The organism is Streptomyces sp. NPDC056600 (assembly GCF_042792855.1).
GTDB lineage: Bacteria > Actinomycetota > Actinomycetes > Streptomycetales > Streptomycetaceae > Streptomyces.
Genome location: NZ_JBHTVQ010000011.1, coordinates 119,816 through 129,818, shown reverse-complemented (window position 1 = coordinate 129,818; position 10,003 = coordinate 119,816). Strand labels below are relative to the sequence as shown.

At 72.6% G+C, this 10,003-nt stretch carries 8 protein-coding genes; 4 read left to right on the top strand and 4 right to left on the bottom strand.

Translation table 11 applies throughout. The features are described 5' to 3' along the window. Positions 1-97 precede the first annotated feature (97 nt). Positions 98-1,075 carry a tetratricopeptide repeat protein gene (locus tag ACFRAV_RS08885; protein WP_382552873.1) on the bottom strand — a complete coding sequence of 326 codons (978 nt, stop codon included), beginning with the start codon at positions 1,073-1,075 and terminating at the stop codon, positions 98-100. A 234-nt stretch (positions 1,076-1,309) separates the two neighbouring features. Between ACFRAV_RS08885 and ACFRAV_RS08880 the strand changes: the two genes are divergently transcribed. From ACFRAV_RS08880 to ACFRAV_RS08865, 4 genes are all read left to right on the top strand, one after another. Continuing rightward, positions 1,310-1,936, top strand: coding sequence for a TetR/AcrR family transcriptional regulator (locus tag ACFRAV_RS08880; protein WP_382552871.1), 627 nt, complete (start codon positions 1,310-1,312; stop codon positions 1,934-1,936). Between the two features lie 22 nt (positions 1,937-1,958). Then, positions 1,959-2,468 (top strand): MarR family transcriptional regulator, encoded by a 510-nt coding sequence (locus ACFRAV_RS08875; RefSeq protein WP_351111843.1) that lies wholly within the window; start codon positions 1,959-1,961, stop codon positions 2,466-2,468. 66 nt (positions 2,469-2,534) lie between these two features. After that, positions 2,535-2,876 (top strand): DUF3817 domain-containing protein, encoded by a 342-nt coding sequence (locus tag ACFRAV_RS08870; protein WP_382552869.1) that lies wholly within the window; start codon positions 2,535-2,537, stop codon positions 2,874-2,876. A gap of 189 nt (positions 2,877-3,065) precedes the next feature. Next, positions 3,066-4,766, top strand: coding sequence for a methylmalonyl-CoA mutase (locus tag ACFRAV_RS08865; protein ID WP_382552867.1), 1,701 nt, complete (start codon positions 3,066-3,068; stop codon positions 4,764-4,766). Between the two features lie 84 nt (positions 4,767-4,850). On the opposite strand, the gene pyk is transcribed toward ACFRAV_RS08865, so the two are convergent. The 3 genes from pyk to pta all read right to left on the bottom strand — a co-directional run bounded on the left by pyk (position 4,851) and on the right by pta (position 9,810). Further along, on the bottom strand, positions 4,851-6,281 hold the full coding sequence (gene pyk / locus ACFRAV_RS08860; RefSeq protein ID WP_382552865.1) for a pyruvate kinase: 1,431 nt from the start codon (positions 6,279-6,281) through the stop codon (positions 4,851-4,853). 71 nt (positions 6,282-6,352) lie between these two features. Further along, the gene (locus ACFRAV_RS08855) at positions 6,353-7,582 is read right to left on the bottom strand and encodes an acetate kinase (RefSeq protein WP_382552863.1); all 1,230 of its coding nucleotides are present in this window, start codon (positions 7,580-7,582) and stop codon (positions 6,353-6,355) included. Beyond that, entirely contained in the window at positions 7,579-9,810 is a 2,232-nt protein-coding gene (gene pta / locus ACFRAV_RS08850) for a phosphate acetyltransferase (RefSeq protein ID WP_382552861.1), read from the bottom strand. The genes ACFRAV_RS08855 and pta overlap by 4 nt, the downstream gene beginning before the upstream one ends. Positions 9,811-10,003: the final 193 nt, after the last annotated feature.

Sequence of the window (10,003 nt, the reverse complement as noted above, 5' to 3'; positions counted from 1 at the left end):
GAAGTCGACGACTTCCGTCCCGCCCCGGCCGGGCGTGCCCGCGTCCCCCGCGCGGGGGTCCCGCGTGCTGGGGTCCCGCGCGCTCGGGTCCCGTGTCCTAGAAGAGGGCGCGCGCCAGCGCGCGCCGCGCGGCGACCACCCGCGGGTCCTCGCCGCCGACGACCTCGAACATCTGCAGCAGCCGCACGCGCACGGCCTCCCGGTCGTCCCCGGCGGTCCGTCGCACGGTGTCGATGAGGCGCCCGAAGGCGTCCTCGACGTGACCGCCCACCAGGTCCAGGTCGGCCGCGGCGATCTGCGCCGCGGCGTCGGCCGGCTTTTCGGCGGCGTCCCGCCGCACGGCCTGCGGGTCCAGGCCCTGCACGCGCTCCAGGAGTTCGGCCTGGGCGAGGCCCAGCCTGGCCTCCTCGTTGCCCGGGTCGTCGGAGAGCACGTTGCGGTAGGCGCGGATCGCGCCGCCCAGGTCCCCCGCGTCCAGCGCCAGGGCCGCCGCCTCGAGCAGGGCGTCGTGCGGCCCCTCGGGCGCCGCCGCGACGGCGTCGGCGCGGCCGCCCGGCTCGGCCTCCGGGTCGACGGTCAGACCGGTCAGGCCGAAGCGCTGCTCGCCGACCGCGATCAGCTGGTCGAGGGTCTCGCGGATCTGCGTCTCCGGCGCGGCGCCCTGGAAGAGCGGCAGCGCCTGCCCCGCGACCACCGCGAAGACCGCCGGGATCCCCTGGATCCCGAACTGCTGCATCAGCATCTGGTTGGCGTCGACGTCCACCTTGGCCAGGACGAAACGGCCGTTGTACTCGACGGCCAGCCGCTCCAGCACCGGGCTCAGCTGCTTGCAGGGCTGGCACCACTCGGCCCAGAAGTCGAGGACGACGGGCACCTCGGTGGACTTCTGCAGGACGTCGCGCTCGAAGCCGGCCTCGTCGGCGTCGTACACCAGGTCGGCGGGGGAGACGGCGCCGGCGCCGCCCCGGCGGGCGGCCTCCGCCCGCGCCTGCTCCGCCTTCGCCTTGGCCTCCTGGGCCGCCTTCACGGCGGCGAGGTCGACCACTCCGCTCATGGACATGTTCCGTGGCTGCATGCGCCTATCCTCCCCCGTCGGCGCACCCCGGCGGAAACCGCCGGGAAACCTCTGCGGGAAGGGGCCGGAAACGGCCCCCGAAAGTGGCGTCGGGTCCCCACTCGACGCCGGATGTGGTTGTCGCTCGGCCGGATGGGACCCGGCTTTCGCTACGAGTCGTAGCGTAACCACCCTCCGGCCGCCCGCCCCACCACCCCCGGCGTGATCTGCCTCACGGCCGTATCGTCGTGTGTCATGCCCCGCAGCACGCCCGCACCCCGGACCGGCCGGCCCCGCAGCGCCGCCGCCGACGCCGCGATCCTCGCCGCCACCCGCGAGGCGCTGGTCGAACTCGGCTGGTCCCGGCTCACCCTGGGCGACGTCGCGCTGCGGGCCAAGGTCGCCAAGACGACCCTGTACCGCCGCTGGCCCGGCAAGAACGAACTGGTCGTGGACGCGGTGGCCGAACTCTTCGACGAGCTCGAACTCCCCGACCGCGGCAGCCTGGCCGCCGACATCGAGGGCGTGGTGCTGCGGTTCGCGGCCATTCTGGCCCGCCCCGAGGCGCGCAGCGGGCTGATGGCCGTGGTGGCCGAGTCGACGCTCGACGCCACGCTGCGCGAGCGCATCCGCACCTCGATCGTCGAGCGCCAGAAGCGACTGGTCCGCGAGGGCAAGGCCAGGGCGCAGCGCCGCGGCGAACTCCCGCCGGACCCGGACCCGGAGGCGGCCGACCGCTCCTTCGACCTGATCTTCGACGTGGTCGCCGGCGCCGTGGTGCACCGCAGCCTGGTGAGCGCCGGCCCGGTCGACGAGGTCTGGGCGCGCGACTTCACCGCCCTGCTGCTCGCCGGCCTCGGCTCCGGCCCCGCCGGCCGCTGACCCGGCGGGTATCGTCGCCCTCGTGCCGAAGCCGCTCAGTCTTGCCTTCGACCCCATCGCGCGCGCCGACGAACTGTGGAAGCAGCGGTGGGGCGGCGTTCCCTCCATGTCCGCGATCACCTCGATCATGCGCGCGCACCAGATCCTGCTCGCCGAGGTGGACGCCGTCGTCAAGCCCTACGGCCTGACCTTCGCCCGCTACGAGGCGCTGGTGCTGCTCACCTTCTCCAAGAGCGGGGAGCTGCCGATGTCCAAGATCGGTGAGCGCCTGATGGTCCACCCGACCTCGGTGACCAACACGGTGGACCGCCTGGTCCGCTCCGGGCTCGTCGCCAAGCGGCCCAACCCGGACGACGGGCGCGGCACGCTGGCGGGCATCACCGACAAGGGCCGCGAGGTGGTGGACGCGGCCACCCGCGACCTGATGGCCATGGACTTCGGCCTGGGCGCCTACGACGCCGAGGAGTGCGGGGAGATCTTCGCCCTGCTGCGCCCCCTGCGGGTGGCGGCCGGGGACTTCGAGGAGGCCTGAGCGGGCCGGTCCGCGAGGCCGGGGGCGCGTCAAGATCGCGCAAAATCCGCAGTTACCCTCGTAGGCATGAGAAAAGCCGTGCTGACCCGTTACCGCGTGATGTCCTACGTCACCGGTGTGCTGCTCATCCTTCTGTGCCTCGGCATGGTCGGCAAGTACGTGCTGGACCTCGACGGCGCCGCCGGCTTCACCACGGCCGTGGGCTTCGCGCACGGCTGGCTGTACGTGGTCTACCTGGTCTTCGCCTTCGACCTGGGCAACAAGGCCCGCTGGAAGATCGGCAAGCAGGTGCGGGTGCTGCTCGCGGGCACCATCCCCGTCGCGGCGTTCGTCGTCGAGCGCAAGGTCACCCGCGAGCTGGAGCCCAAGGTGTCCGACGGCGCCACGCCCGCCGCCGCCAAGGTCTGACCCTCCCCGAGGCCGCGCCCGTCCCGGCGCGGCCTTCTCCTTCCGCGGGCCTCGCGGAGCGGGCGCCGCCCCGTCCCGCCCCGTCCCGCCCCGTCCCGCCAGGCCCGACAGGGCGAATCCGGTGGCGCCCCGGCACGGCGCGACCGCCCGGCGTCGACATTTACTAGGACGTCCAAGTAACTTGTAGGCATGGACGCTGAAGCCATCGAGGAGGGCCGCCGTCGCTGGCAGGCCCGGTACGACTCCGCGCGCAAGCGGGACGCCGACTTCACCACGCTCTCCGGAGACCCCGTCGAGCCGGTCTACGGCCCGCGCCCCGGTGACGTCTACCAGGGGTTCGAGCGGATCGGCTGGCCCGGTGAGTACCCCTTCACCCGTGGCCTGTACCCGACCGGCTACCGGGGCCGCACCTGGACCATCCGCCAGTTCGCAGGCTTCGGCAACGCCGAGCAGACCAACGAGCGCTACAAGATGATCCTCGCCAACGGCGGCGGGGGACTGTCCGTGGCGTTCGACATGCCGACGCTGATGGGCCGCGACTCCGACGACCCGCGCTCGCTGGGCGAGGTCGGCCACTGCGGCGTCGCCATCGACTCCGCCGCCGACATGGAGGTCCTCTTCCAGGACATCCCGCTGGGCGACGTCACCACCTCGATGACCATCAGCGGCCCGGCCGTCCCGGTCTTCTGCATGTACCTGGTGGCCGCCGAACGCCAGGGCGTCGCCCCGTCGGTGCTCAACGGCACGCTGCAGACGGACATCTTCAAGGAGTACATCGCGCAGAAGGAGTGGCTCTTCGAGCCGGAGCCCCACCTGCGCCTGATCGGCGACCTGATGGAGTACTGCGCCGAGCGCATCCCGGCCTACAAGCCGCTCTCGGTCTCCGGCTACCACATCCGCGAGGCCGGCTCCACGGCCGCGCAGGAGCTGGCGTACACGCTGGCCGACGGCTTCGGCTACGTCGAGCTCGGCCTCAGCCGGGGCCTGGACGTCGACGTCTTCGCGCCCGGCCTCAGCTTCTTCTTCGACGCCCACGTGGACTTCTTCGAGGAGATCGCGAAGTTCCGCGCCGCCCGCCGCATCTGGGCCCGCTGGATGCGCGACGTGTACGGGGCGAAGACCGAGAAGGCCCAGTGGCTGCGGTTCCACACCCAGACCGCCGGCGTCTCGCTCACCGCCCAGCAGCCGTACAACAACGTGGTCCGCACGGCCGTGGAGGCCCTGGCCGCGGTGCTCGGCGGCACCAACTCGCTGCACACCAACGCCCTCGACGAGACCCTGGCGCTGCCCAGTGAGCAGGCGGCGGAGATCGCGCTGCGCACCCAGCAGGTGCTGATGGAGGAGACCGGCGTCGCCAACGTGGCCGACCCGCTGGGCGGCTCCTGGTACGTCGAGCAGCTCACCGACCGCATCGAGGCGGACGCGGAGAAGATCTTCGAGCAGATAAGGGAACGCGGCCTGCGCGCCCACCCCGACGGCAGGCACCCGATCGGCCCGATCACCTCCGGCATCCTGCGCGGCATCGAGGACGGCTGGTTCACCGGGGAGATCGCCGAGGCGGCCTTCCAGTACCAGCGGTCGATGGAGAAGGGCGACAAGCGGGTCGTCGGCGTCAACGCCCACACCGGCTCGGTCACCGGCGACCTGGAGATCCTGCGGGTCAGCCACGAGGTGGAGCGCGAGCAGGTGCGGGCGCTGGGCGAGCGCCGCGCCGCCCGCGACGAGGCCGCCGTGCGGGCCTCGCTGGACGCGATGCTGGACGCGGCCCGCTCCGGGGCCAACATGATCGGACCGATGGTCGAAGCGGTCCGAGCCGAAGCCACCCTGGGCGAGATCTGCGACGCCCTCCGCGACGAATGGGGCACCTACACCGAACCCCCCGGCTTCTAACTCAGGTGTGCGCCCGTTTTTCCACGCTCCAGCGTGAATTACGGGCACGCCCAAGGGGGGCTTGCCCCCCTTGGGCGGGTGGGGTCAGTTGGGGGTGTCGGCGCCGAGGTGCAGGACTCGGACCATGTTGGTGGTGCCGGGGACGCCGGGGGGCGAACCGGCGGTGATCACCACGACGGAGCCGGGCTCGAAGCGGTTCAGTCGCGTCAGCTCCTGGTCGACCAGCTCGACCATCTCGTCGGTGCTGTTGACGAACGGCACCACGTGCGGCTCCACGCCCCAGCTCAGGCAGAGCTGGTTGCGGGCGGACTCCTCGGTGGTGAAGGCGAGGATCGGCTGCGAGGCCCGGTAGCGGGACAGGCGGCGGGCGGTGTCACCGGACTTGGTGAAGGCGACCAGGCCCTTGCCGCCGAGGAAGTCGGCGATCTCGGCCGCCGCGCGGGCCACCGAACCGCCCTGGGTGCGCGGCTTCTTGCCCGGCACCAGCGGCTGCAGGCCCTTGGAGAGGAGCTCCTCCTCCGCGGCCTGGACGATGCGCGACATGGTGCGGACCGTCTCGATCGGGTACGCGCCCACGCTGGACTCGGCGGAGAGCATCACCGCGTCCGCGCCGTCCAGGATCGCGTTGGCCACGTCGGAGGCCTCGGCGCGCGTCGGACGGGAGTTGGTGATCATCGACTCCATCATCTGGGTCGCCACGATCACCGGCTTGGCGTTGCGCCGGCAGAGCTCCACCAGGCGCTTCTGCACCATCGGGACCTTCTCCAGCGGGTACTCCACGGCCAGGTCGCCACGGGCCACCATGACGCCGTCGAAGGCCGCCACCACGGCCTCCATGTTGTCCACCGCCTGCGGCTTCTCCACCTTGGCGATGACGGGGACCCGGCGGCCCACCTCGTCCATCACCTTGTGGACGTCGCGCACGTCGTCGGCGTCCCGGACGAAGGAGAGGGCGACCAGGTCGGCGCCCATCCGCAGCGCGAAGCGCAGGTCGTCGACGTCCTTGTCGGACAGCGCGGGGACGTTCACCGCGGTGCCGGGCAGGTTGATGCCCTTGTGGTCGGAGATCACTCCGCCCTCGATGACGATGGTGCGCACCCGCGGGCCCTCGACGTCCAGGACCTTGAGCTCGACGTTGCCGTCGTTGATCAGGATCTGGTCGCCGCGGTTCACGTCGCCGGGCAGGCCCTTGTAGGTGGTGCCGCAGATCGACTTGTCGCCGGGCACGTCTTCGGTGGTGATGGTGAACTCGTCGCCCCGCACCAGCTCCACGGGACCCTCGGCGAAGGTCTCGAGGCGGATCTTCGGGCCCTGGAGGTCGGCGAGCACGCCCACCGGGCGGCCGGTCTCCTGCGAGGCGGCACGGACCCGGTCGTAGCGGCCCTGATGTTCCTCGTGGGAGCCATGGCTGAAGTTGAAGCGGGCGACATTCATCCCCGCCTCGATCAGCGCGACCAGTTGTTCATGGGAGTCGACCGCGGGGCCGAGAGTACAGACGATCTTCGAACGGCGCATGGAAGCGATCCTATCCGTTTGTTTCGCAGCGGAATAAATACCCGGCGGTAGCTTGCCGGCGGCCCCCGCCCTCAGGGTCTCCGCCGGGCGCCCGTGACCAGCTCGTACGTCTCCGCGGCGATCTCCAGTTCCTCGTCGGTGGGCACCACCGCGACCGCCACGGGCAGGTGCGGGGGTGAGACGATCCGGGGTCCGTCGGCGCGCGCGGAGTTGAGCCGCTCGTCCACGGCGAGGCCGAGACCTTCCAGCCCTTCCAGGGCCGCGGCCCGCACCGGGGCGGAGTTCTCGCCCACCCCCGCGGTGAAGGCGACCACGTCCACCCGGCCGAGCACCGCGTAGTACGCACCGACGTACTTGCGCAGCCGGTGCACGTAGACGTCGAAGGCCAGCTTCGCCGCCTCGTCGCCCTCGTCGACCCGGCGGCGGATCTCCCGCATGTCGTTGTCGCCGCACAGCCCCACCAGGCCGGACCTCTTGTTGAGCAGGACGTCGATCTCGTCGGCGCTCATGCCGCCCACCCGCATCAGGTGGAAGACCACCGCCGGGTCCAGGTCCCCGGAACGGGTGCCCATGACCAGGCCCTCCAGCGGGGTCAGCCCCATCGACGTCTCCACGCACCGCCCGCCGCGCACGGCGGAGGCCGAGGCGCCGTTGCCCAGGTGCAGCACGATGACGTTCACCTCGGCCGGGTCCTTGCCCACCAGCTTCGCCGCGGCGCGCGAGACGTAGGCGTGCGAGGTGCCGTGGAAGCCGTAGCGGCGCACCCGGTGCCGGTCCGCGGTCTCCACGTCGATCGCGTAGCGGGCCGCCGCCTCCGGGATCGTCGAGTGGAAGGCGGTGTCGAAGACGGCTACCTGAGGGAGGTCCGGGCGCAGCTTCTGGGCGGTGCGGATGCCGGTGAGGTTGGCCGGGTTGTGCAGCGGGGCGACGGGGGAGAGCCGCTCGATCTCGTTGACCACGGCCGTGTCGATCAGCGTGGGCTCGGTGAACCGCTTGCCGCCGTGCACCACCCGGTGGCCGACGGCGGCCAGCTCCGGGGAGTCAAGGCCCAGGCCGTCGCGGGCCAGTTCGTCGGCGACGGCCTCCAGCGCGGCCACGTGGTCGGGGACCGGGCCGGTGGTCTCCCGGGTGCGCTCCTTGCCCTGAGGGCCGTTGACCAGGGTGTGCTTGATGCGTCCGGACTCCTCGCCGATCCGCTCGACGAGGCCCACCGCCAGCCGGGAGCGGTCGGCCATGTCGAGGAGCTGGTACTTCACCGAGGACGAGCCGGTGTTGAGGACGAGGACACGGGTGGCGGTCATGACCGGCTCCCCTTCTGCGCGCGGTCGGTCTCTTCGGGGGTGGGGGCGGGGATGGTCTCTTCGGGGGCCGCCGTCGCGCCGGGGGCGGGGACGGTCTCTTCGGGGGCCGCCGTCGTGCCGGGGGCGGGCGCCGTTGCGGCTCCGGGCGCCGGTTGCTGGGCCTGGACGGCCGTGATGGCCACGGTGTTGACGATGTCCTGGACCAGGGCGCCCCGGGAGAGGTCGTTGACCGGCTTGCGCAGGCCCTGGAGCACCGGGCCGACGGCGATGGCGCCGGCCGAACGCTGGACCGCCTTGTAGGTGTTGTTGCCGGTGTTGAGGTCCGGGAAGATCAGCACGGTCGCCTGGCCGGCCACCTGGGAGCCGGGCAGCTTGGTCGCCGCGACGGTGGGCTCCACGGCGGCGTCGTACTGGATCGGCCCCTCCACCGGCAGGTCGGGACGCCGCTCGCGCACCAGCTCGGTGGCCCGCCGGACCTTCTCCACGTCGGCGCCGGAGCCGGAGGCCCCGGTCGAGTAGGACAGCATCGCGATCCGCGGCTCCACCCCGAACTGGGCGGCGGTCTCCGCCGACTGCAGGGCGATGTCGGCGAGCTGGGCGGCGTCCGGGTCCGGGTTGACCGCGCAGTCGCCGTAGACCAGCACCCGGTCGGCCAGGCACATGAAGAAGACCGAGGAGACCAGCTCCGCGTCCGGCCGGGTCCGGATCACCTCGAAGGCGGGACGGATGGTCGCGGCGGTGGAGTGCACCGAGCCGGAGACCATGCCGTCGGCGAAGCCGTCCAGCACCATCAGGGTGCCGAAGTAGTTCACGTCCGAGACCACGTCGTGGGCCAGGTCGAAGGCGACGCCCTTGTGGGCGCGCAGCGCGGCGTAGCGGTGGGCGAAGGACTCGCGCAGCTCCGAGGTCTGCGGGTCGATCAGCTCGGCGTCGGCGATGTCCAGGCCCAGGTCGGCGGCCTTCTTGCGGATCTGCTCGGCCGGCCCGAGCAGCGTCAGCTCGCAGACCCCGCGGCGCAGCAGCACCTCGGCGGCGCGCAGCACCCGCTCCTCGGTGCCCTCCGGGAGCACCACGCGGCGCTTGTCGGCGCGGGCCCGCTCGATCAGGCCGTGCTCGAACATCATCGGGGTCACCCGGCCGCTGCTGGGCGCGGAGACCAGGGTGCGCAGGCGGGCCACGTCGACGTACCGCTCGAAGAGGCCCAGCGCCGTCTCCGCCTTGCGCGGGGTGGCCGCGTTGAGCTTGCCCTCCATGGTGAACAGCCGCTCCGCGGTGGGGAAGCTGTTCTCCCGCACGGACAGCACCGGGGTGCCGGGGGCCAGCCGCGCGGCCAGCGCCATCAGGTCGGGGTCGGGCAGGATGCCCAGGGTCAGCACCACGCCCGCGATGGGCGGCGAGCCGGCGCTGTGCGCGGCCAGCGCGCCCATCACCAGGTCGGTCCGGTCGCCGGGGGCGATGATCAGGCAGCCGGGGGTGAGCGCCTTGAGCAGGTTGGGCAGGGTGGCGCCGCCGAAGACGAAGCCGAGCGCGTCCCGGGCCAGGCCCGCCGCGTCGCCGAGCAGCACCTGGGCGTCCAGGGCGTGCGCGATCTGACCCATGGTGGGCGCGGAGAGCGCGGGCTCGTCGGGCAGCACGTAGCCCGGCAGGCCGTGGCGCTTGTCGAGCCGCCGCTCGAGCAGTTCGGCCACGGCGTCGCGGTCCTGCGGGGCGACCCGGTTGGCGATCATCGCGAGGACGTCGCAGCCGAGGTTCTGGTAGGCGCGGCAGGCGTTGCGGGCCTCGTCGGCCACCGCCTCCGCGCTCTGGCCCCGGCCGCCGACCACGCCGATCACCGACGCGCCGAACTCGTTGGCCAGCCGGGCGTTGAGCCCCAGCTCGTCGGGCAGGTTGGCGCCCGCGAAGTCGGTGCCGAGGACCAGGACCACCTCGTAGGCGTCCGCGACGGCGTGGAACCGGTCGACCAGGGCGGTGACGAGCTCGTCCAGACCGCGCTCGGCCTGCAGGGCGGTGGCCTCCTCGTAGGACATGCCGTACGCGGTGGCCGGGTCCTGGCCGAGCCGGTAGCGGGCCCGCAGGAGCTCGAAGAGGCGGTCGGGGCCGTCGTGCACGAGTGGGCGGAAGACGCCGACGCGGTCGACCTGACGGGTGAGGAGTTCCATCACCCCCAGGTCCACGACCTGGCGGCCGTCGCCGCGGTCGATGCCGGTCACGTACACGCTGCGCGTCACGCGGGGGTCTCCGTTCCTGTGCCTTCGGTGCGCCGGCGCACCGCCGCCGCCGTGCTGGTGTTCCCGTTCCGGTGCCTCTGGGCCAGCCTGTCAAACATCGTCCCCGGCCGGGTACCGGGGGGCCGCGCGGCTACGCCGGGCGGGTGTGCCGGCCCCGCGTCCGCGCCCTGTTCGCCCCGTGTCGGCCGGGCGG

Bases quoted from the DNA above. Each gene is read 5' to 3' on its own strand.
- ACFRAV_RS08885 (WP_382552873.1), bottom strand. From the start codon at position 1,075: ATGCAGCCACGGAACATGTCCATGAGCGGAGTGGTCGACCTCGCCGCC.
- ACFRAV_RS08865 (WP_382552867.1), top strand. From the start codon at position 3,066: ATGGACGCTGAAGCCATCGAGGAGGGCCGCCGTCGCTGGCAGGCCCGG.
- pyk (WP_382552865.1), bottom strand. From the start codon at position 6,281: ATGCGCCGTTCGAAGATCGTCTGTACTCTCGGCCCCGCGGTCGACTCC.
- ACFRAV_RS08880 (WP_382552871.1), top strand. From the start codon at position 1,310: ATGCCCCGCAGCACGCCCGCACCCCGGACCGGCCGGCCCCGCAGCGCC.
- ACFRAV_RS08855 (WP_382552863.1), bottom strand. From the start codon at position 7,582: ATGACCGCCACCCGTGTCCTCGTCCTCAACACCGGCTCGTCCTCGGTG.
- ACFRAV_RS08870 (WP_382552869.1), top strand. From the start codon at position 2,535: ATGAGAAAAGCCGTGCTGACCCGTTACCGCGTGATGTCCTACGTCACC.